Below are 21,937 nucleotides of genomic sequence, written 5' to 3' on the forward strand. Positions count from 1 at the left end.
TTTTGTTCTTTACCACAAGGATGCCGTCATGGATGCTACAGCGCGCAGTAAAAAGATGAAGTCCGGCCTGGAGAAGGCCCCCCACCGCTCTCTGCTTTACGCTCTGGGCCTGACCAGAGAAGAAATGGACCGCCCCCTGGTGGGCGTGGTCAACGCCGCCAACGAAGTGGTGCCGGGGCACATGCACCTCAATACTCTGGCCGACGCGGTCAAGGCCGGGGTACGCATGGCCGGGGGCACGCCCCTGCAGTTTCCGGCCATTGCCGTCTGCGACGGCCTGGCCATGAACCACGAGGGCATGCGCTTTTCTCTGCCGTCGCGCGAATTCATTGCCGATTCCATTGAGATCATGGCCCGCGCCCACGCCTTTGACGCCCTGGTCTTCATCCCCAACTGTGATAAATGCGTGCCCGGCATGCTCATGGCCATGATGCGCCTGAACATCCCCTCGGTGCTGGTTTCCGGCGGGCCCATGCTGCCCGGCAATATCGGCCCGCACCAGCGCGGCGACCTGATCACCGTGTTTGAGGCCGTGGGTAAGGTGCGCAGCGGCGCCATGACCGAAGACGACCTGGAGCGCCTTACCGAGCGCGCCTGTCCCGGCTGCGGGGCCTGCGCGGGCATGTTCACGGCCAATTCCATGAACTGCCTGGCCGAAACCATCGGCGTGGCCCTGCCCGGCAACGGCACCATCCCGGCGGTGAGCGGCGCGCGCGTCCGCCTGGCCAAGACTGCGGGCATGCGCGTTATGGACATGCTGGAGCGCAACATCCGCCCGCGCGACATCGTCACCCCCGACGCCGTGGCCAATGCCGTGGCCGTGGACATGGCCCTGGGCTGTTCCACCAACACGGTGCTGCACCTGCCCGCAGTGTTCGGCGAAGCCGGCCTCAACCTGGGCCTGGAAATTTTTGACGCCGTCAGCCGCAAAAGCCCCAACCTCTGCAAGCTCTCCCCGGCGGGCAAGTATTTTATGGTAGATCTGGACAATGCCGGCGGCATCCCGGCCGTCATGACCGAGCTGGACAAGCTGGGCCTGATCCATAAAGACTGCCTGACCGTCACCGGCAAGACCGTGGGCGAAAACCTCACGGACCTCAAAGCCCGCGTACTGGATCCAGAAGTGATCCACAGCGTGGACAACCCCTATTCCAAACAGGGCGGCATAGCCATTCTGCGCGGCAGCCTGGCTCCGGAGGGGGCCGTGGTCAAACAGTCCGCCGTGGCCCCGGAAATGATGTGCCGCGACGTGCGCGCCCGCGTGTTTGAAAATGAAGAAGACGCCATGCGCGCCATCCTGGACGGCAAAATCAAGGCCGGGGACGCGGTGGTCATTCGCTACGAAGGCCCGCGCGGCGGACCGGGCATGCGCGAGATGCTCTCGCCCACGGCGGCCATCACCGGCATGGGCCTGGGCAAGGACGTGGCCCTGCTCACGGACGGACGCTTTTCCGGCGGCACCAACGGCGCGGCCATCGGCCACATCTCGCCCGAAGCGGCGGACGGCGGCGTCATCGCCCTGGTGCGGGAAGGGGATATGATCCATATCGATATTCCCAACCGCAAGCTGGACCTGCTGGTCAGCCCTGCAGAGCTGGAGCAGCGCCGGGCCGCCTTTACGCCGCACAAAAAGGACAGCCCCTACCCCGTGCTGCGGCGCTACGCCGCCCTGGTGAGTTCCGCAGCCAACGGCGGGCGCTACAAGGAAATCTGACGTCGCTCCGGCCGGGGGCCCACAAGGCGGTTGCGCGGCCCCCGGTCACAAAGTTGCCGCTGCGGCGGCAAAAGCGACAGGTCGCGCCGCGGGGGCGGTCCGTCTCTGGGGGGGATGACCGCCGCGTTTTCCAGGAAAGGTACACTGTTGGAAGGATGGGGGTGCGGAGGAAGGGAACCTTTTGTGCACAAAAAATCCCTTCCCCTGCGAAGCGCCTTACGCCGCCACCCCGCCCCATCCGGACGACAGCCTTGGGGGCCTCATGGTTTTTCTGCACGCGCTGAGCGGCGTTTTCGGGCTCATCATCATGGGCCTGGTGGGCTATGTGCTGGCGGCCAGGGGCTGGTTCGGCGCAGAAACGCGCATCCTGCTGCCCCGCCTGGTGACCTGCGTGGCCCTGCCGCCCTTTCTCATGTACACCATCATGCATTCCTTCCAGCGGGAGGCGCTGCCGGGGCTGGCGCGGGGCGCGCTGCTGCCGCTGGCTTCCATTGCCGTCACCTTTGTGCTGGCCTGCGCTCTGGGCCGGCTGCTGCGGGTGCCGCACAAGCATTTCGGCCTGTTCTGCGCCAGCATTTCCAACCCCAATACGGTGTTTGTGGGCATTCCCGTCAATCTGGCCCTGTTTGGCGAAGAAGCCCTGCCCTACGCGCTGGTGTATTATTGCGCGGGCACGGTTTTTTTCTGGACCATTGGGCAGTACGCCGTGGTGCACGACCAGGAAAACAGCAAGGGGCCCCTTTCGGCGCGCACGTTGCTGCTGCAGATTTTTTCGCCGCCTTTGCTGGGATTTCTGCTGGGCGTGGCCCTGACCCTCTGCGGGGTAACCCTGCCCACATCCGTGCAGGACGCGGCCCGCTACCTGGGCGGCCTGACCACGCCGCTGGCCCTTATTTTTATCGGTATCAGCATTTTTGACATCGGCCTGCGGGGCCTGCGTCTGGAACGCGACCTGGTGGTGGTGCTGCTGGGACGTCTGGTGGGCGGGCCGCTGATCATGCTGGCTTTTCTGCACTTTTTCCCCGTGCCGGCCCTGATGGGCAAAGTTTTTGTGGTCCAGTCCTCTTTGCCGGTTATGATGCAGGCGGCTATTCTCAGCGCCCACTACCATACGGATTCCCGCTTCGGCGCGCTGGCTGTGACCCTTTCCACCCTCCTTTCCGTGGTCACCATCCCGCTGTACATGACCTTGCTGAGCGCGCTGCTCTAGAGCATTTAACACTTGAAATGCTCCAGAGGCGCGGCCTGCTGACGCGTGTTCACAATGCCGCCAAAGAGGCATAAAAAAGACGCCGGTTCGCGCAGGCGCGCGGCCGACAGCCCGGCCCCCCCCCGTTTGTCCGGGCGGCACTGCACGGCACGTCCGTGCGCAAAACCCAAAACCCGAGGGGCACAAAACCATGGCCAAGCATCTGATGAAGTACGGAGAGCAGGAATTTTCCGTCAACCTTGACGAAGACTGCATTGCCTGCGAACTGGAATCCAATACCGTGTCCCTACCGCAGCGCACGGCCCGCGAACATGTGGACTACGCCCTGGACCACCCCATTGGCTCCCCCCGTCTGGAGGAGATCGTCAAACCCGGCCAGACTGTCTGCATTGTGGCTCCGGACGCCACGCGCCTGTGGCAGTCGCCCCACGTCTACATCCCGGCCGTGGTGGAGCGCCTCAACGCCTGCGGCGTGCTCGACGCCCACATCCACATCCTCACGGCCACGGGCTCCCACCGGTCCATGACCCGCGAAGAGCACATGGCCATTGTTTCCGAAGATATTTACAAACGCATCCCGGTAGTGGACCACGTCTGCACAGACAGCAAAAACATGGTCAAGGCCGGCGTGACCTCCCACGGCACTGAAGTCTGGTTCAACCGCCTGGCCATGGAAAGCGACCACATCGTGCTCACGGGCGGGGTGGTCTACCATTTTCTGGCGGGCTACGGCGGCGGCCCCAAATACATGCTGCCCGGCATCGCCAGCTATGAAACCATCCAGCGCCACCACAACCTGGCCCTGAACAAGGGCTTCGGCAGCGGCAGCAACCCAGCCGTGCGCAGCGCCAATCTGACGCGGGACAACGTCTTCCACACCGATCTGGAAGAAGCCGCCCTGCTGGGCCGTCCCAGTTTTCTGCTCAATGTGGTGGTGGACGAGCAGTACAACATCATCAAGGCCGTGGCCGGCGACATGGTCAAGGCCCACCGCGAGGCCTGCGCCCTGGTGGACGCCATTGACGGCGTGCCCGTGGCCGGACGCACCCCTCTGGTCATTGCCAGCGCGGGCGGCGCGCCCAAGGACATCAATTTCTACCAGACCATCAAAACCCTGGCCAACGCCCTGGCGGTGGTGGAAGAAGGCGGCACCATCATTTTGCTTTCAGCCTGCACCGAGGGCTTCGGCAGCAAGGACACAGAGCACCAGATCCGCGACTTCGCCAGCATGGAGGCGCGTGAAAAAGACCTGCGCGCCCATTTTTCCATTGGCAGCTATGTGGGCTTTCTGTTTGCCGAATCGGCGGAGAAATATCATCTTATCCTGGTCTGCGCCATGCCGGAGGAGGCTTTCGCCAAAACCGGCATCCATGTGACCCGCACCCTGGACGAAGCCCTGGCCCTGGCCCGCAGACTGAACAACGGCAACGGCCGGCTGCGCGCCACCCTGCTGCCCCACGGGGCCAATACCCTGCCCAAGCTGGCCTGAACCTGCTGCCGGTTGCGAAAGCCGGCTGTCGGCGTGCCGCACGCTATGGTTGTTGCCACCCCCCAAAACTTATGCCCCCTTTGCCGCACACGGCAAAGGGGGCATGGAAGATTGCCCGCGACGGCACGGTTACGTCGCCGCCAGGCATGGCAACAGGGCTAAAAACCGTTATCGGGCGGCCACGGCCTCAATTTCGATTTTGGCGTTCAGGGGCAGGCTTTTCACGGCAAAACAACTGCGCGCCGGGAAGGGCGGCTTGAAAAACGTGGCGTACACTTCGTTGATGGCCGCAAAGTCATTGATATCCGTCAGGTAGACAGTGGTCTTCAGCACCTTGCCCATGGAGGAACCGGCGGCCTCCAGCACAGCCTGCACGTTTTTAAGCGAGGCCGCCGCCTGCGCCGCCACGTCCTGCGGCATGGCCTTGGTTTCGGGATTGATGGGCAACTGCCCGGAAGTAAAGACCAGGCCGCCCACGGCCAGGGCCTGCGAATACGGCCCCACGGCGCCGGGGGCTTTGTCCGTGGCAATCTGTTCCACACTGTTCATGGCATCTCCTTTTCTGCAGGCGCGGCCGTCGGCAAAGCCGAGCGGCCGCGCGTATGGTTGCGGCTTCAGCCTCTGCGGCGAAACCTATTTTTTACGCAGCACCTTACCGGCCAGGGCCGTTGTATCCAGGTTCGCGCCGTTGACCGTATGCGCGCCGTTGACAAAGACGTGCGCGATCCCGTCGGGGAACTGACGCGGCTCCGTAAAGGTGCCTTTGTCAATGATGGTCGCGGGGTCAAAAACAACGATATCGGCGTAGTTGCCGGGGCGCAGCACGCCGCGCCCCTCAATGCCGAACACGGCGGCGGGTCTGCCGGTCATTTTGCGTACGGCCTCGTGCAGCGGCAGCACCTTTTCTTCCCGCACGTATTTGCCGAGAACTCTGGGGAAGGCTCCGTACACGCGGGGATGGGGCGTGCCGCCCAGCAGGCCGTCGGTGCAGACGTTCATTTCAGGCCGGGCAATGAGCGTTTTGACGTGTTCTTCAAGCCCGTAAAAGTCCACCATGCCCACGGCGTTTTCTTCTTCGCGCAGCAGGTCAAAGGTGGCTTCAAGCGGCTCTTTGCCGCGCATTTCGCCCAACTGCACAAGGTTTTTGCCGACTACATCCGTATTGCGCGCTGTTTTTACGCTGGTGACGAAGATGCCGTCCAGCCCGGCAAAAGCCACAAAGTTATCCCAGCCGTGGATGCCGTGGGTAATATCGTGGACCATACGTTTTCTGTCTTCGGCATTGCCCAGGCGCTCTACCAGCTTGTCCGTGCCGCCGTCGTGCGCCCACGGCGGCAGAATGACGCCGAGCATGGTGCTGCCGGCCACATAGGGATACTGGTCGAACGAAACCCGGATGCCTTCTTTTTTAGCCTGCTCCAGCAGCGCAATGACCTGCGGGAAGAGGTGCGCGTTATTTTTGCCGCAGAGCTTAAAGTGCGAGAAATGCACCTTCACCCCGGAATCGCGCCCGATGTTGATGACCTCGTGCATGGAATCCACAATGGTGTCAGCTTCGCTGCGTTGGTGGATGACGAAGGGCACATCAAATTTTGCGGCAACCTTGCAGGTTTCCACCATTTCGCGCGTGTCCGCATAGGCGCAGGGCATATAAATGAGGCCAGTGGAAAAGCCGAATCCCCCCGCCTCCAGTTCCCGCGCAAGAATTTCGCACATGCGCCGCAATTCCGCAGCATCGGCCACGCCGCTGCCCAGACCGCGCGCCTCCATGCGCACATTGCCGTGGGGCACCAGGTAGCACAGGTTGGTGCCCGACCCGTTTTTTTCCAGCAGATTCAGATAGTTTTCCGTTGTGCCGTAGGTCCAGTCCAGGTCATCTTTGTCCCCGTCCAGTCCCGCAAGGTTTTTGCGCCAGGGGCTGATGAACTGCTGCGGCAGCGGGGCCATGGAAATGCCGTCCTGGCCCAGAATTTCAGTGGTAATGCCCTGCCGCAGCTTGGGGGCCAGCTCCGGCTCCTTAAAGACTTCCAGATCAGAATGACTGTGGGTATCGATAAAGCCGGGGGCCACGGCAAGCCCTGCGGCGTCCACCACCACGTCCGCGTGGGGCGATTCCAGCCGCCCCACGGCCACAATGCGCTCGCCTTCCATCAGCAGGTCGCCCGGCGTTCCCGGAGCGCCCGTGCCGTCAATCAACATGCCATTTTTGATCAATGTTTTCATGGTATCCTCCGTGATGTGCCAAAAGGCCGATCAGGATTTTGCCGCTGCGGGTTTCTCGTTTTTGATGGTCAGCGCCACCAGCAGGGCCAGGATGGTGCCGCCCATGAGGAAAAAGAAAGCCCACTCAAACGAACCGCCGTTCAGGTCGATAAGTTTGCCCACGGCCCAGCCGGCCACAATGCCGGCCATCTGCCCGCCAAAATTGACCGTGGCCGACCCCGCGCCCATGATGGCCGGGGGAATGGAATCCACCACAATGCCCCAGAAGGCTGCAAAAGCCAGGAAAAGGAAAAAGGCCGCCACACACTGGGCCGTTACGCTGCCGGTAACGGTTTCAGCCTTGAACGTGACATAGAGGGCAATGGCCGCAATGGCGCAGGTGGGAATAAAAATCCATTTTCTGTGCACGCCCTTGGCCTTGAGATTGTCGGAAAAAAATCCGCCGATAATCAGGGCCACAGTGCCCACAAAAAACGGCAGGGAGCCCAGAAGGCCCAACTCGGCCAGAGAAAAGCCGCGCCCCTTGATGAGGTAGGAGGGCAGCCAGCTCACAAAGCCCCAGTAGGTGATGTCAAAGGCAAACCAGATGATGACCATCTGCCAGAGGATGGGTTGGCGCATAAGCTGGCCGAAGGTGGGTTTTTCCTGCCCGGAGGCGCTCAGAGAAACAATGCCGGGGTCCTCCTCCAGCTCTTTGAGCTCCTCGGCGCTCATGCCGGGGTGGTCCTTGGGGTCGTTGCGCACATACAGGTACAGGGCCAGGGCGATGAGCAGGCCGGGAAGGCCCAGCACCACAAAGACGTGCCGCCAGCCGAACATGCTGATGATGCTGGCCGCCGCCATGGTGGCCAGGGCCGGGCCCAGCGCGTTTACGCAGGACTGGATGGCCGTGGCTGTGGCGCGCTGACTGGAGGGGAAGTAGGTGGCTATGGTCTTCCACGAAGCCGAGGGAAAGGCCGCCTCGCCGATGCCGAACACGCAGCGCACCACCAGCATAATGGGCAGAGAGAAAACAAGGCCCGTCATGCTGGTGAACACGGACCACCAGGTAATGGCCCCGGCCATGACCTTGCGCGGGCCGAACTTGTCGGCCAACAGCCCGCCGGGAATCTGAAACAGCGCATAGCCTACAAAAAAGGCGCTCATGATGAGCCCCAGTTGCTCGTTGGTAAGATTGAAATCCGCGCCGATATAGGGCAGCGCAATGCCCATGACCATGCGATCGAGGAAGGAAAACAGCCACGCCGTCAGCATAATGCCGAGCACCGTGTAGCGAACTCGCCAAAACCCTTTTGAAGCGGAACCAGCTTGCATAAACCCCCCAATCCATATAAGTTGGGAATATTTTTTAATAAATATTCACGGCGGCTTTGCCCGCCATAAACACGCATCCTCCGATAACCGGCTAAAAAACCGTTGCGTCAGCTGCGCCGCCACGGCTGCGACGGCGCTCCGGACGCCTGTGGGAAGCGGTCGGGCGCCGCCCCCCACAGGCATGGAATCCGTCGCAGGGCCACGGCGCGGTCAGGCCCGGGCCAAATTGCGGCCTGTCGCGCTTACGCAAGCAGCGCCTTGCTGATGGCCGCATAACCTGCCGTGGCGGCATACAGCTGGCTTTCTTCAATATATTCGTCGATGGTGTGCGCGAGATTTTCTCTGGAAGGTCCAAAGCCCAGGGTTTTTATGCCGCACTCACCGGCGTAGTGGCTGCCGTTGGTGCAGAACGAATAGTGGGAAATGGAAGGCTCAAGTCCGGCCCCGCGCAGGCCCTCCAGAGCCTTGCGCACAAAGTCCTCGTTTTCATCGAACAGCCAGCCGGGGAAAAAACGCTCGCCCTCAATGACATTGCCGGTCCAGCAGTTTTCCCGGCCGGAGGCATAGGACGCCTTGGCCTTGAAATCCTTGGACGCGCCCTGCAGCCCGGCAATGACCTCCCGGTACGGCAGCAGCACGTCTTCGGGGGTTTCGCCCACCAGCAGCCGCCTGTCGCAGGTGGCGCGGCAGTGGCTGGGCACCACGGAAGCGCCGGGGTAAGGGGTCGAAATGATGTCGGTCACCACAGAAACGCCCGCCCCCAGCACCGGCTGCACCTTGGGCTTGATCAGGCTCAACCCGTCGATAAGCCGCACCATGGAAAGCACGGCATTGACGCCCTTGTCCGGATTGGCCGAGTGCGCGGGTACGCCGAAGGTTTCCAGAACCACCTCGGCCCGGCCGCGCTGGCCGATTTTGAGATTCAGTTCCGAAGCCTCGCCGATGATCACCACATCGGGATTGACGCGACGGCTGATGGCGCGCGCCGCCACGCCCTCAAAGCACTCTTCGTGCACCACGCCGGAAACGCAGATTTCACCGGCAAAATCCTTGCCCGTGTCATGGGCAAACCTGGCCGCCGCGCACGCCATGGCGGCCACTGCGCCCTTCATGTCCGAAGTGCCCCGGCCGTAAATTTTGCCGTCCGTCACTTCACCGCCAAAGGGGTCGTGCGTCCACACGCTGGGGTCCGGCACGGGCACGGTATCGATATGCCCGTCGTACAAAAGGGTTTTTCCGGGCCGCTTGCCCTTGATGGTCCCGATGATGCTGCCGTATTCGTCCACCACCACATCGTCAAAGCCCTGAGAGGTCATAAAGGTCCGCAAAACCTCCACCACATCCTTTTCCTGGCCGGAAAGGCTGGGGGTACGCACAAGATCCACGCAAAGGTCGCGGACGCGCTTTTTATCTTCATTGTTCAGCATTGGCATTACTCCTCTTCCTGGCAGGGATGCTGTCCGTACCAGACGATATTGCGGTACATTTCGGGCGATGTGTCGCCCTCGGTACTGACAAGCAGCACCTGCGACCGGGCGTTCAGGCCAAGGGCCTCGCGCAGCCCGGCCATGGACTCGTGCTTCATGATGTATTCCAGAGCGCCGACGGTGACGGCCCCCGATTCTCCGCTGACCACGGGGGCGTCGGCGGTATGGGGCGAGGCCAGGATGCGCATGCCGTTGGCGGCAATGCAGTCGTCGCAAGCCAAAGAGGCCGTGGCGTAGTCCCTGAGGACATTCCAGCTCACCGTGCTCGGTTCGCCGCAAGCCAGCCCCGCCATAATGGTGGGCATATGGCCGGTAACGGCGTGGGGAGCGCCGTCCGCAGCCTTGAGCGAGCCGTAAATGCAGTCGGCCAGGCGCGGTTCCACAATGGTGGTGACCGGCGTCTCCTCGCCCAGTCTGGCGGCAAAGTACCCCAGCACCGCACCGGCAAAGGAACCCACGCCGGCCTGGAGAAAAAGGTGCGTCGGGCGGGCTACGCCGTACTCGCGCAGTTGTTGCGCCGCTTCATGGGCAAGGGTCATATAGCCCTGCATGATCCAGCGCGGGATGTCCTCGTAGCCTTCCCAGGCCGTGTCCTGCACCATGACGCCGTCGTGGGCCTCGGCATACTGGTTGGCCAGGCGCACGGCATCGTCATAGTTGAGGTCCGTAACGGTGCAGGTGGCGCCGGTCTTGCGGATGTTTTCCGCACGAGCGCGCGCAGAGCCTTTGGGCATGAAGACAACGGCCTTCTGCCCCAGCTGCTGCGCCGTCCAGGCCACGCCGCGCCCGTGGTTGCCGTCGGTGGCGGTTACGAAGGTGATGTCGCCGAGCTTTTGCCGCACTTCCGGAGAGCAGAGTTTTTCACGCGTAAGCGATTCAATGGGCGTCCCCAGTTTCGCGGCCAGGTAGCGTCCCATGGCGTAAGCCCCGCCCAACACCTTGAAGGCGTTGAGCCCGAAACGCTTGGATTCGTCCTTGACGAAAACGCCACCCAGACCAAGATCGGCGGCCAGCGCCCGCAGCCGGACCAGCGGGGTGGGCGCGTATTCGGCAAAACTCTCGTGAAAAGCCTGCGCCCGCGCGGCTTCCTCCAGGCTGTACGGCGCAAGCCCCGCGGCTTGCCGGGAAGGCTTTTTCCCGGCGTTGATGATATAGGATACTGACTTCATGAACTCCTCCACTTGCGTTGCTGCGGTATAAAAAGCAAAGAAGGTGCCAACCTTCAATTTTAAGATAATTTCATTTTATTTTACATTGTTATATATAATTACGAGCCATAAAAACGGCCCTTCAATTTTCTCATTATGAGAAATTTCTCAAAATGAGAAGACTGAAGGGCCCGATTTTATCATTCTGGTAAACGCAGACGGCGTGCAGCTGTCTTCCCCTGCCGGCGTCTGTTGCCCCGTAGCGGGGGCCGTTTTATCCGCCCTGCATGGCACGCAGCTTCCTGTAGAGCGTGGCAACGCCAATGCCCAGGGCTGCGGCGGCCTGTTTTTTGCCCTCCACCGTATCCCCGTATACGGCAAGGGCCTGCCGGACGGCGTTTTCCTCCAGTTCCCGCAAAGGCACTATGGGGGCTGCCTGGGCGGGCGGGGGCGATGCCGATCCTCCTCCGGATGGAAAGCGGAAAGAACGCTGGGCGTCATGGTGCGCCGCCATGGCCGCCTCGCTGATTTTCCGGGGCAGCATGGCGCAGGTCAGGTCGCCGCCAGGATTAATATTGACCATATATTCCATGCAGTTCTGAAATTCCCGCACATTGCCCGGCCAGGGATAGTGCTGGAGCTTCTCTACCATGGCCGGGCTCAAGCGCATGGGCCATTTGCCCAACGACGTGCAAAACCGGCTCAGAAAAAATTCCCCAAGCTGGGGGATGTCTTTTTTCCGCTCCCGCAACGGCGGCAAATGGATGGGGATGACATTGAGCCGGTAATACAGATCCTCCCGGAACATGCGTTCCGCCACCAGCGCCTGCAAATCCTCATTTGTCGCGGCAATGATGCGCACGTCTACAGAAATGAGCCTGTTGGAGCCAAGCCGGGTAAAACTTCTGTCCTGCAGCACCCGCAGCAGCTTGACCTGCAGGTGCAGCGACATGGAGCTCACTTCATCCAGAAAGACCACGCCGTGGTTGGCCAGCTCAAACTTGCCCATGCGGCCGGACCTGTTGGCCCCGGTAAAAGCGCCGCTTACATAGCCGAAGAGTTCGCTTTCCAGCAGGTGGCCGGGAATGGCCCCGCAGTTGATGGCGATAAAAGGCTGGTCGCGCCGGTCGCTTTCAGCATGGATAGCCCTGGCGAAAATCTCCTTGCCCGTACCGCTCTCGCCCGTGATCAGCACCGTGGAGACGGAATCGGCTATCTGCAGGACCCGTTTTTTCAGTTGCCCCACCACGGGGCTTTCACCGATGATGCTGGCCACTCCGGCTCCCACGGCGCTCGCGGCCCGGCCATCCGCACCCAGCCGCCCGGCAAAACTGGTGGTGCTTTCCGCCACCAGCACATTGGCAAAGCTGTCGTCCCCGTCTTCAAACCAGATATGGTTGCCGAACAGGGTTACTTCCTTGTGGGGCAGCCGCACCACAAACTCATCGGCGTCCAGCACGGTATTGCCTGTTTTGCTCAGCTCCAGGCCGGTCCCTTCGTAGTCTTCAGGAATGGCCAGCTCCTTGCGCGCCATTTCGTTGCAGAAGCTGATCCGCCCTCCGCGGGAAAACACGATAATGATGCGCGGGTTGGAATCCGTCACGCGCATGAGCATATCAAGTTTGCGCTCGGCCTGACGGGAAGAGCGGCGCTCCAGGGCGTTCATGGCCAGCAGATGGGAGGTCTGCTCCAGAAATTCCATGTAAAATGTCTTATTGGCGAGTACGGTCTTTTTTCGCTCTTCCGAAAAGCAAAGCAGACCAATAATGCCCACGGTCTTGCCCCCCACCACGATAGGCGAGCAGATATTGAGCATTTCCCGGCAATTGCGCAGGTTGGGGCAGGCGCGGCAAATGGGGTGCTCCCGCGGGTTGTCAAGGCAGATGGTCCGCATGGTACGCATGGCTGTAAAGTACAGCTCCCCGGCGTCCTCAATGCTTTCGCCAATGCCGGCCGCATAGCCGCCCGTGCCGCCCAGCCGGATCAGATCGGCGTCCACGATCTCTATATCCATCTGGGTGACGGTAGCCAGCATATTAGTAAAGGCTGTAATCTTTTTACCCATGTATTTCAGTGGATTATCAACTTGCATAGCCATATGCACCTGTTTTGCGGCTTGAGCGTGTAGCGCTTCGGGGCACAGTGGAGGCCGCAAGGCCGCGGTTTTCGTGCCGCCGGACGCGCTGGAACGGGAGGGCAGTGCCCACAAAAAAGCGCCTTCGTGAGACAGCAATAAAATGGCAGGGCTTCAGGCGCAACCACCCCGAAAAAGAAGCGACGGCGAAAACGCCGCCCCCTGCCGCCGCAAAGGGGCGAACCAGCGCGAAGAAAAGGTTCCCCTGCGACGGCCAACGGGCTTGCACCTTTATCCTTATTTTTTTACTATGCTTCACAGCATGACCGCAACCTGCCTCCGACAGCGGGCGCGGCCTGCGAACGGGCCCCTTGCCGTCAAAGTACGGCTCATAAAAATACGCACAGCCGCGCGGGCAGACCCCGGTTATTGCTGTACAGATATAAATATAATTTATTTGAGCTGTTATATGTCAGCCAGAGCGCTTTGTATGCTCCGGCCGGCGGCAGCCCTAAACAAAAAACATCTTCAGAGCAGGTTCCCTTTGCGCAGGTGTCGTCTCAACGCTTACGGCGCCTCTAACGGCTCAAATACATTGTGCTTGCGCCCCTACGCGGACGTTTGCCTAGGCAGCCGCCAAGGCATTGCAAGGTTGCAACAGCCTAACAAGAACAATTACCATCTTGTCAGCCACCGCAAAATGCCGTAGGGTAATGCGCGTACCCGCAGGCCGCATTCCCCTCTGCAAGCCGCGCGGCCGCGGCGCAGGAGAAGTCATGGCGTGTAAGAAAAACACCGGCATCTATGTGGCCGCCCTGCTGCTCTTTCTGGGCGGTGTGGGCTATCTGACGTACTCCGGCTTTGCCGAAAACAGCGTTTACTTCCTCAATGTTTCCGAGGCCAGGGCCGCCACACCCGAAAAGCTCACCGCGGCCCGTCTGTTCGGCACCGTGGCCGAGGCCGGACTTGCCCCGCACAGCGCCGGTCCCGGCGTGGACTTTCGCCTGGTGGACAAAGACAACGTGCACCAGACCATTGACGTCACCTACAGCGGCGTGGTGCCCGATACCTTCAAGCCTGGGGCCGAAGTCATTGTGGAAGGCGGCATGGGGCCCGAAGGCCGCTTCAAGGCCAAAACTCTCATGACCAAGTGCCCTTCCAAGTATCAGAAAGAAAACCGGCGCGGCTGACCCGCCGCCGCCCCGTGCCCCCGATACCGCGTCCGTCCGAGGCCGGGCGCGCGCTCTTTTGCGCGCCGTAAGGCCGGAACGCCCGTCAAAGGACTCTCATGTACGTATTCGCCTTCGCTCTCCTGCTTCTCGTACTGCTGGCCGCGCTGGGCGGCGGCGGCCTGGCCCTGCTGCAGCTATGGCAGGGCCGCGACGACTGCCTGCGCCTGGTGGAAAAAGCCCACCTGGTCATCAGCGCCGCCCTGACCCTGGCCTCGGCCCTGCTGCTGCACGCCCTGTACTGGAACGACTTCAGCGTACAGTATGTGGCCCACTATACGGACCGCATCCTGCCCGTATTTTACCGCCTCACGGCCTTCTGGGCCGGGCAGCCCGGCTCCATGCTGTTCTGGGCCCTGGCCGTGGGTCTGAGCGGCACGCTCTTTGCCTGTACGCGCGCCTACCACGGCCTGAGCCGCCCCACCAGACTCTGGTACTGGGGCTTTTTTTACGTCATCATGGACTTTTTTGCTCTGGTGCTCACGGCCTGGAGCAACCCTTTTGTGCTGCAAAGCCCGGTCCCGCCCGACGGCAACGGCCTCAACCCCCTGCTCCAGAACCCCGGCATGATCTTTCATCCGCCCCTGCTCTTTCTGGGCTACGGCGGCTTTACCGTGCCCGCCTGTCTGGCCCTGGCCCAGAGTCTTTCCGGCCAGGCCCGCACGGAAGGGGCCTGGTTTCGCGTGGCCCGCCCCTGCATCCTCCTGGCCTGGATCTTCCTCACCGCCGGCATCGTGCTGGGCGCCTGGTGGGCCTATATGGAACTGGGCTGGGGCGGCTACTGGGCCTGGGATCCGGTGGAAAACGCCTCTCTCATCCCCTGGCTCATTGCCACAGCCTCACTGCACACCCTTATTGTGGAGGACCGCCGCCGCAAATTCACACGCGTCAATGTGGCCATGATGGCGTTGACCACCGTGTCCGCCTTTTTCGCCACCTACCTGGTGCGCAGCGGCGTCATCGACTCCGTACACGCCTTTGGCGACGGCGGCGTGGGCACGCCCCTGCTCTGCTTTATCCTGGCCGGACTGGCCGTGGCCCTCTGGGTGCCCCTGACCGCCCCGGCCGAAGGCGAACCCCTGGCCGGCCTGTACAGCCGCGAGGGCTTTCTTACCCTGGTGGCCTGGGTGCTGCTGGCCCTGGCCGCGATCATCCTCACGGCCACCATGTGGCCCGTGATCAGCAAGCTCTGGTCCGCCGCGCCGCAAGGGCTGGACGCCCGCTTTTACAACCGCGTCTGCCTGCCCCTGGGCGCAGCGCTGCTGGTGCTCATGGCCCTCTGCCCCTGGCTGGGCTGGGGCGGCGGCATGCGCAACAAAAAGAGCTTCTGGATTGTGCTGGCGGCCGCCCATCTGAGCGGCGCGGGCATCTGGCTGCTGGGCTACCGGCAGTCCGTGGCGCTGCTGGCCGCGGCTGCGGTGGTGGGCATACTGGTGGGCGTGGGCGTGCTGCTCGCCCGCCGGGACGTATGGCGGCACCCTCCCAGCCTGGGAGCTCTGGGCGCGCACCTGGGCATGGCCCTGGCGGCTCTGGGCATAGCCTTTTCCGGCCCCTACACCCAGGACAGTGAAATGGCCCTGCGCCAGGGCGAATCCGGCACGGTGGGCGCGTACACCGCCACCCTGCTGGAGTTGCAGGAAGGCAGCCGCCCCGGTTATGATTTCATCGCCGCGCGGCTGCAGGTCAGCAAAAACGGCAAGACCGTGGGCGAGGTAGCGCCGGAACGCCGCCTCTACGACAAATTCGGCAACATGCAGTTCTCTGAAGTGGACGTCATCCCCGGCCTGGGCAACGAGGTCTACGCCTCCCTGCTGGGCCTGGACGGCCAGTCCAGGGTGGTGGTCAAGGTCAGTGTGGAGCCCCTGGTCAACTGGCTGTGGATCGGCGGCACGCTCATGTGCTTCCTGCCGCTCCTGGGCCTGCGCCGGGGCAAGGGCCGCGCCGACGGTCAAGGCTCCGGCAACGCGGCCCCCGACGGCGACGCCCCGAAGGACACGGACGCGCCGGAGGACGGCCAGACCGCCTGAACCCCAGGCGTTCCCGCCCGCAACCGCGCGAATTCGCGCTGTCGTTGCGCGGGCGCGCCGCGTGGAGCCCGCTCCGGGGACGGCGCAGACCGGCCCGGTGCGGCGACAGAGACACAAACAGAGAGGCTGACGGAGCGCAGGGGCGCAGGGCGGACCGCATGCCGCCGCCCCCGCAGATCCGTCCGGGGTGGTCCGGTGCTGGAACTTGCGCGCGTCGCCAAAATCTACGGCGTCAAGGTTGTTTTCAAAAACGTGAGCTGCGCTTTTGCGGCGGGCAGCGTTTCTCTGCTGGTGGGCGGCAACGGCGCGGGCAAGAGCACGCTCATGCGCGTCATGGCCGGGCTGGCGCAGCCCAGCGCGGGCGCGGTGCGTCAGGACGACGACCTGCGCGTGGGCTATCTGGGACACAGCACTTTTCTCTATGCCGGGCTCAGCGCACTGGAGAACCTGAACTTCTGGCGTGAAGCCTACGGCCTGCGCCTTTCCCGCCAGGATCTGCTGGCCTGCCTGGAGCGGGTGGGCCTGGCGGCCCACGCTCAGGAGCGGGCCGGGATTTTTTCACGCGGCATGGCCCAGCGCCTGAACCTGGCCCGTGTGCTTATGCAGGAGCCGGATCTGCTGCTGCTGGACGAACCGGGCACGGGCCTGGACGCGGCCTCCCTGGCCCTTTTGCGGCGGGAGATCAGTACCGCGCGGGCGCGCGGCGCCTGCGTGGTGCTCATCAGCCATGACCTGGCCGGCGACGCGCCCCTGGCCGACCGCCTGCTGGCCCTGGGAGAAGGCAGACTGCTCTTTGACGGCCCGCCTGCAGGATTCGACGGCTTTGCCGCGTCAAACTCCCTTGCGCCAGACGCCCTTACGCCGGGTGCGTTCACGGCAGGCCCCTGCGCGTCGGGGGCCCCCACCGCCGACCGCCCTGCCGGAGGCCCCCCATGCTGCGCCTGACCCTGGCCGTCTGCCGCAAGGATCTGACCCTGGTGCTGGCCAGGGGCAGCGGCCTGGTGCAGGCGCTGCTGCTGGGGCTTTTGCTGCTCTTCGTGTTCAGCCTCTCGCAGGGCGTGGGCGAACGCATGACGCCCCAGGGCGCGGCCGCCGTGTTCTGGCTCAGTTCGGCCTTCTGTCAGGTACTGGTCTTCAACCAGCTTTACGCCCTGGAGGAGGCCAGCAACGCCCGCCTGGGCCTGCTGCTCTGCCCCGCGCCCGTGCAGGCCGTATGGCTGGGCAAGGGCTGCGCGGGCCTGGTGCTGCTGGTCCTGGCGCAACTGGTCTTTCTGCCCGCCGCAGTGGTTTTTCTGGGGCAGGAAGTGAGCGGCGCGCTGCTCCCCGCTCTGGCCGCCCTGGTCCTGACAGATCTGGGCATGTGCGCTCTGGGCTCCTTGCTGGGGGCCCTGGCCCAGGGCCAGGCCGCACGCGAATCGCTGCTCAGCATTGTGCTTTTCCCGCTGCTGACGCCGCTTCTGCTGGCAGGCATCAGCGTGGGGGCGCAGACCCTGGGCGCGCCCGCCCCGGACGGTCCCGGCCTCTGGTTGGGCTTGGCCGCCGCTTTTGACGCCGTTTTTCTGGGGGCGGGACTTTTGCTGTTCGGCTTTATCTACGCGGGGGAGGACTGATGCCAAAATTTTCGTCATGGCCCCAGGCGCTGGCCCTGCTGGGGGGCGTGGCCTTTGCGGTCTGCCAGTGGCTCATCTTTGCCTACGCCCCGGTGGAAGCCACCCTGGGCCTGGTGCAGAAAATTTTTTACGTCCACCTGCCCTTGGCCTGGTGGGCGCTGATCAGTTTTTTTGTGGTTTTTCTCGCCTCTGTGGCGCACCTCTGGCGGCGGCGTCCCGGCGCGGACCGGCTGGCCGCCGCCGCGGCCGAGGTGGGCGTACTGCTGAGCGGGCTGGCCCTGGTCACGGGCATGCTCTGGGCGCGACGCTCCTGGGGAGTGTGGTGGACCTGGGATCCGCGCCTGACCACCACCCTGATCATGTGGTTTGTCTACGCCGGGTATCTGGTCCTGCGCGGGCTGGATCTGCCGCCCCAGCGCCGGGCCACGGTCTGCGCCGTGGTGGGCGTGGCGGCCTTTCTGGACGTGCCTCTGGTCTTTATTTCCGCGCGCATCTGGCGCTCCATCCACCCTGCCGTCTTTGCCAGCGAAGGGGGCGGACTGGACCCGGCAATGCGCCTCACGGCCATGACCTGCGTGGCCGCTTTCGGCCTGCTCTGGGCCGGGCTGGTCTGGACCCGCAAACGCCAGCTGGACCTCTCGGCCCGCCTGGAGGCTCTCACCGTCAACCGTCTGCACGGCTGACGCCCGATTTGGAGAACACCCCTATGGACACCCTGACCTGGATCATCCTGGCCAACGCCGCCGTGTGGGCGGGGCTTGGCGCGTATCTGGCCTTTCTGGCGGCGCGCCAGCGTCGTCTGGCTCTCCGCCTGACCCAACTGGAGCTGTGCGACCATGACTGACACCCCTTACAGCGCGCGCCGCGCCCGCGGCCTGGCCCTGTTTCTGGGCCTGGGCCTGCTGGTCATGCTGGGCATCTCGCTCAAGGACCGCTTTGAGCACCCCCACCTGACCGTGGAAAACCGTCAACCCGCCCCCGCAGCCCGCGACAGCGGCCAGGCCGCCATTGGCGACCTTATGCGCCAGGTGGCTGAAAATCCGCGCGACAGCAAGGCCATGATCCACCTGGTGGAACATCTGGTCACCGTCCAAAACTGGGAAGCCGCCGAAACCTTTGCCCAGCGCGCCATCACCCTGGATGTGAACAATCCCCGCCCCCTTTACCTGCTGGGCGTGGTGCAGCACAACCAGGGCCGCCACAAGGAAGCCGCCGCCACGTTGGAAAAGGTGCTCACCCTCAAGGACGATGCCGCCGTGCGCTACAGCCTGGGTGTGCTCTATCTGTACTATCTGGACGAGCCGGAGCGCGGCATAGCCCAGCTCAGCGCCGGGCTGCACAGCCCCGAAGCCGGCGAAGACCTCAAGGCCGCCATCCGGGCCGAACTGGAAAAAGCGCCCCTGCCGCAGCAGGGCGCGGACAAAAAATAGCGGGATTGTCGTTACAGGGGCAGCACCCAGGGGCCCGCCCCCAAGGGACGTTCCGTCCTTGGGGCGGGCTGTTTACGCACGCCGGGCAGCGGAACAAACGTTATTTGTCCAAAGTAAGCAGCTGCACGGCCGCAAGGTGCTCCAGTTCTTCGGCCAGGGCCAGGGCCCCGGTCAGGTCTTCCCCGGCGCAGCACAGGCCGTGCCCGGCCATCCACACGGCCGGACGCTCGGCGGCGGCCCTGCCCACGGCCTGGGCCAGTTCCGCGCCGCCCGGCGGCAAGGCCGGGGCAAAGCCCAGCCTGGCGCGCCAGACATCGGCCTCAAACAGGGGCAACCGCAACATGGCCTCTGGCGGGCAACGCAGGCTCAGGGCCAACAGATGGCGCGGGTGGACGTGCACAATAGCTCTGCAGCGCGGCCTGGCCGCGTACACAGCCAGGTGCATGGCGCTCTCGCTGGAAGGCGGGCCGCCCAGCAGCACACCCCCTGTGCCCGCGTCCATAAGGCAGCAGTCCGCCGCCGTGAGCCGCCCCTTGGCCGCGCCCGACCGGGTGATGCAGATGCGCCCGACCGGCGCGGCAACAGGCTTGGGGGCCGCCCCGCTTGCGGCGGCTTCATCTGCATCGGATATTTTTGCTCCGGGCTCTTTTCCTTCGGGCGTTTTTGCTCCGCACAGGACCGGGGCCGCTTCCGTCGGCGAGGATGCGACCGCCGCAGCGGGCAAAAGCAGGCTCACATTGCCGTTGCAGCCGCAGAGCAGGCCCAGCAGCCAGGCGTCCCGGCAGACCGCGCGCAGCTGCTCCACGGCGTAGTCCGGCAGACGGACAGGGTTTACGGCGGCGCTCATGCCCGGCCTTCTTGAAGGATGGTGCTGCAGCCCTGGCCGCAGTCTTCCCAGAGACGCTTTATCTTCCTGACAAATGCGTCGCCGATAACGCCCTCGTTGCCGGAACGGGCGTATTCCTTGTTCACAAGTTCCCGCGACAGGCGCAGGGCCCGCGCCACGGGGGCGTATGCCGGGTCTTCGCCCAAGATCACCTCATGGCTGCGGGTAACGTCCAGCACGCGGTAGCGCAGGGGCGTCCGACAGCTGCGGGCGCAGATGTTATAAAGATAGCCGTTCAGGCTGAACAGCCCCACCCCCCCATCTTCTTCCACAAAAAGCCGGCTGTGTTCACGCCCCTTGTCCAGCAGACGGAGGTCATAGTCCCTGGGGTTCGTGCCCTGGTGTTCCATCAACGGCGCGGCATAGTAATAGTACTGCGGAAAGCCCGCACACCGCATGCGCAGCCCGTAGTCCCCGTCCTCAGCGCCGTAAAGGCCGTAGTCCTCGCTCCAATATCCCAGGATGTCCGAAACGGCCCGCGGCACCATCAGGCACTGCCCACACAGATTGCTGACGCAAATGCCCAGCTCCCCGTCCTCACAGCGCAGATGCGGCTGCCTGCGCACCTCTTCCGGCGAAAACGACGGTCCCAGGGTAGACCGGGGCTCCACGCGCGCATAGAGGCGAAAAAGCCGGTCCAGCCAATCCGGGGCCGTAATGTGCATGTCGTTGTCAAACTTTATGTAGAACGGCGCGTCTACTGCCCGCCAGCCCAGATTGCAGGCGCAGGAAATGCCCATGTTGCGCGGCAACAGAAACAGATTGTGGATAAGCCCTTCGCGGTGCAGATCCAGCAGCCTGCGACGCAGTTCCGGTTCGCTGCCGTTGTCCACCACCGTAAGTACATAAGGGATGGACGTGCGGGTTTTGCCGCGCAGGTTCAGAATATTTTTCAGGGTCATGGCCGGACGGTTGTAAACCGGCATGGTGATGTTGCACTGTGTCGTCGTGCTCATGAACGCGCCCCTTTGCCCTCACACGGCCGTAAAGCGTTTTCATCTTGCCGGGCCGCCCGTCAGGGCCGCCGACGGAAAGGCGCTGCCGCGCCCCGCAAGCGGTTTTCAGGCCCCAGAGCCTGCGGCGGCAAAATGGTCAAACCCCTGCCCCAGAGCCTCTACCGGTTCGTTATTACAGAGAATGCGCCCCCCGGAGGTGACCACGCCAATGCTGGTCAGACCGGGGATGGCCGCGTGCAGGGCCGGGAGCATATCCGGCGCGCAGGAGCCCAGCAGGGCATAGTCCTCGCCGCCGTTCAGGGCCTCGTGCACGGGATTTCTGCCCGTTTGTGCGGCGTAGCGCACCACCTCCGGATGGAGCTGGCCCCGGGCCAAAACGATTTCCGCCCCCAGGCAGGCGCAGCGGTCTGTGCAGGTAACGCTCTGCTCGCCCGTGAGCCCCAGCAGACGCGGCAGATCGCGCAGCAAGCCGTCAGAAAGGTCCATAAGGGCCGGAGGCCGGGCGTTATAACCCGCCCGCGCCAGCATGAGCCCCGCGTCCACCTGCGGCCGGGGGCGCAGATGGGCAGCGCAGGCGGCTGGCCAGGCGTCGAGAGCGGCGCGGCCCTGAGCCTCCAGGGCCTGCAGGCCCGTGCGGGCCAGCCCCAGGCGGCCCACCACAAACAGGCTGTCCCCCGGCATGCTGCCCCCGCGCACCAGAAAGCCGCCCGGCTCCACGGCCTCGCCCCAGACCGTGACGGAAATGTGCAGCCGTTCGCAGCGGGAAAGGTCGCCACCGGCCAGCACCATCTGCCGTTCCTGGGCCAGCCCGGCCATGCCCGCAAAAAACGCGTCCAGCCAGGCCGCGTCCGCCCAGGCGGGCAGCCCCAGACACAGGCTGAAGCCCAAAGGTCGGCCGCCGCAGGCGGCTATGTCGCTCACGTTGGCGGCCAGGGCCTTGTAGCCTGTGTCCTCCGGCGTAAAATAAGCACGGCGGAAGTGGATGTCCTCCAGAAACAGATCGCTGCTCACACACAAGGGGCGCCCCGCCCGCAGGATGGCGCAGTCATCGCCGCGCCCCAGCAGCAGGGAAGGATGGGTGGCGGGAAAGTGGCGGGCCAGCAGGCCCAGAATGCCGTCTTCGGAAAGGGAGGCGTGCAT

The 21,937-nt window shown here is 63.7% G+C and carries 19 protein-coding genes; 10 read left to right on the top strand and 9 right to left on the bottom strand.

Annotation, left to right across the window (positions count from 1 at the left end; genetic code table 11):
* Positions 1-28 precede the first annotated feature (28 nt).
* The 3 genes from ilvD (at position 29) to J7I12_RS08080 (ending at position 4,413) form a co-directional block, all read left to right on the top strand.
* A complete protein-coding gene (gene ilvD, locus J7I12_RS08070; RefSeq protein WP_118230140.1) occupies positions 29-1,714 on the top strand; it encodes a dihydroxy-acid dehydratase in 1,686 nt (561 codons plus the stop codon).
* Between the two features lie 181 nt (positions 1,715-1,895).
* On the top strand, positions 1,896-2,924 hold the full coding sequence (locus J7I12_RS08075; protein WP_236031413.1) for an AEC family transporter: 1,029 nt from the start codon (positions 1,896-1,898) through the stop codon (positions 2,922-2,924).
* A gap of 190 nt (positions 2,925-3,114) precedes the next feature.
* Positions 3,115-4,413, top strand: coding sequence for a lactate racemase domain-containing protein (locus J7I12_RS08080; RefSeq protein ID WP_208360749.1), 1,299 nt, complete (start codon positions 3,115-3,117; stop codon positions 4,411-4,413).
* A gap of 168 nt (positions 4,414-4,581) precedes the next feature.
* Here the strand turns inward: J7I12_RS08080 and J7I12_RS08085 are convergent, their stop codons facing one another.
* From J7I12_RS08085 to J7I12_RS08110, 6 genes are all read right to left on the bottom strand, one after another.
* The gene (locus J7I12_RS08085; RefSeq protein ID WP_118230137.1) at positions 4,582-4,962 is read right to left on the bottom strand and encodes a RidA family protein; all 381 of its coding nucleotides are present in this window, start codon (positions 4,960-4,962) and stop codon (positions 4,582-4,584) included.
* An 84-nt stretch (positions 4,963-5,046) separates the two neighbouring features.
* Entirely contained in the window at positions 5,047-6,636 is a 1,590-nt protein-coding gene (locus J7I12_RS08090; RefSeq protein WP_118230136.1) for an N-acyl-D-amino-acid deacylase family protein, read from the bottom strand.
* Positions 6,637-6,666: 30 nt separating this feature from the next.
* Positions 6,667-7,890 carry an MFS transporter gene (locus J7I12_RS08095; RefSeq protein WP_207287351.1) on the bottom strand — a complete coding sequence of 408 codons (1,224 nt, stop codon included), beginning with the start codon at positions 7,888-7,890 and terminating at the stop codon, positions 6,667-6,669.
* A gap of 302 nt (positions 7,891-8,192) precedes the next feature.
* A complete protein-coding gene (locus J7I12_RS08100; RefSeq protein WP_208360747.1) occupies positions 8,193-9,377 on the bottom strand; it encodes a YgeY family selenium metabolism-linked hydrolase in 1,185 nt (394 codons plus the stop codon).
* Positions 9,378-9,382: 5 nt separating this feature from the next.
* Complete coding sequence (gene dpaL / locus J7I12_RS08105) at positions 9,383-10,606, bottom strand: diaminopropionate ammonia-lyase (RefSeq protein WP_208360745.1); 1,224 nt, start codon at positions 10,604-10,606, stop codon at positions 9,383-9,385.
* A 253-nt stretch (positions 10,607-10,859) separates the two neighbouring features.
* On the bottom strand, positions 10,860-12,683 hold the full coding sequence (locus J7I12_RS08110; RefSeq protein ID WP_236031410.1) for a sigma-54 interaction domain-containing protein: 1,824 nt from the start codon (positions 12,681-12,683) through the stop codon (positions 10,860-10,862).
* Positions 12,684-13,435: 752 nt separating this feature from the next.
* On the opposite strand from J7I12_RS08110, the gene J7I12_RS08115 reads away from it, so the two are divergent.
* From J7I12_RS08115 to J7I12_RS08145, 7 genes are all read left to right on the top strand, one after another.
* Complete coding sequence (locus J7I12_RS08115; RefSeq protein ID WP_118230132.1) at positions 13,436-13,849, top strand: cytochrome c maturation protein CcmE; 414 nt, start codon at positions 13,436-13,438, stop codon at positions 13,847-13,849.
* Positions 13,850-13,947: 98 nt separating this feature from the next.
* Complete coding sequence (locus J7I12_RS08120) at positions 13,948-15,915, top strand: heme lyase CcmF/NrfE family subunit (RefSeq protein ID WP_118230131.1); 1,968 nt, start codon at positions 13,948-13,950, stop codon at positions 15,913-15,915.
* Positions 15,916-16,110: 195 nt separating this feature from the next.
* Positions 16,111-16,860: an ABC transporter ATP-binding protein gene (locus tag J7I12_RS08125; RefSeq protein ID WP_118230130.1), complete on the top strand. Its 750-nt coding sequence runs from the start codon at positions 16,111-16,113 to the stop codon at positions 16,858-16,860.
* Entirely contained in the window at positions 16,848-17,525 is a 678-nt protein-coding gene (locus J7I12_RS08130; RefSeq protein ID WP_118230129.1) for a heme exporter protein CcmB, read from the top strand. Before J7I12_RS08125 ends, J7I12_RS08130 begins: the two co-directional genes overlap by 13 nt.
* Positions 17,525-18,208 (top strand): cytochrome c biogenesis protein, encoded by a 684-nt coding sequence (locus J7I12_RS08135; protein WP_118230128.1) that lies wholly within the window; start codon positions 17,525-17,527, stop codon positions 18,206-18,208. Before J7I12_RS08130 ends, J7I12_RS08135 begins: the two co-directional genes overlap by 1 nt.
* Positions 18,209-18,231: 23 nt before the next feature.
* Positions 18,232-18,369: a CcmD family protein gene (locus tag J7I12_RS08140; RefSeq protein WP_118230127.1), complete on the top strand. Its 138-nt coding sequence runs from the start codon at positions 18,232-18,234 to the stop codon at positions 18,367-18,369.
* Complete coding sequence (locus J7I12_RS08145; protein WP_118230126.1) at positions 18,362-18,955, top strand: hypothetical protein; 594 nt, start codon at positions 18,362-18,364, stop codon at positions 18,953-18,955. The genes J7I12_RS08140 and J7I12_RS08145 overlap by 8 nt, the downstream gene beginning before the upstream one ends.
* Positions 18,956-19,055: 100 nt before the next feature.
* Here the strand turns inward: J7I12_RS08145 and J7I12_RS08150 are convergent, their stop codons facing one another.
* From J7I12_RS08150 to thiL, 3 genes are all read right to left on the bottom strand, one after another.
* The gene (locus J7I12_RS08150) at positions 19,056-19,802 is read right to left on the bottom strand and encodes a class II aldolase/adducin family protein (protein ID WP_118230125.1); all 747 of its coding nucleotides are present in this window, start codon (positions 19,800-19,802) and stop codon (positions 19,056-19,058) included.
* Positions 19,799-20,797, bottom strand: coding sequence for a glycosyltransferase (locus J7I12_RS08155; RefSeq protein WP_118230124.1), 999 nt, complete (start codon positions 20,795-20,797; stop codon positions 19,799-19,801). Before J7I12_RS08155 ends, J7I12_RS08150 begins: the two co-directional genes overlap by 4 nt.
* A 105-nt stretch (positions 20,798-20,902) precedes the next feature.
* Positions 20,903-21,937 (bottom strand): thiamine-phosphate kinase, encoded by a 1,035-nt coding sequence (gene thiL, locus J7I12_RS08160; protein WP_208360744.1) that lies wholly within the window; start codon positions 21,935-21,937, stop codon positions 20,903-20,905.

This window comes from Desulfovibrio diazotrophicus (assembly GCF_902498985.2).
Taxonomy (GTDB): domain Bacteria; phylum Desulfobacterota; class Desulfovibrionia; order Desulfovibrionales; family Desulfovibrionaceae; genus Desulfovibrio; species Desulfovibrio legallii.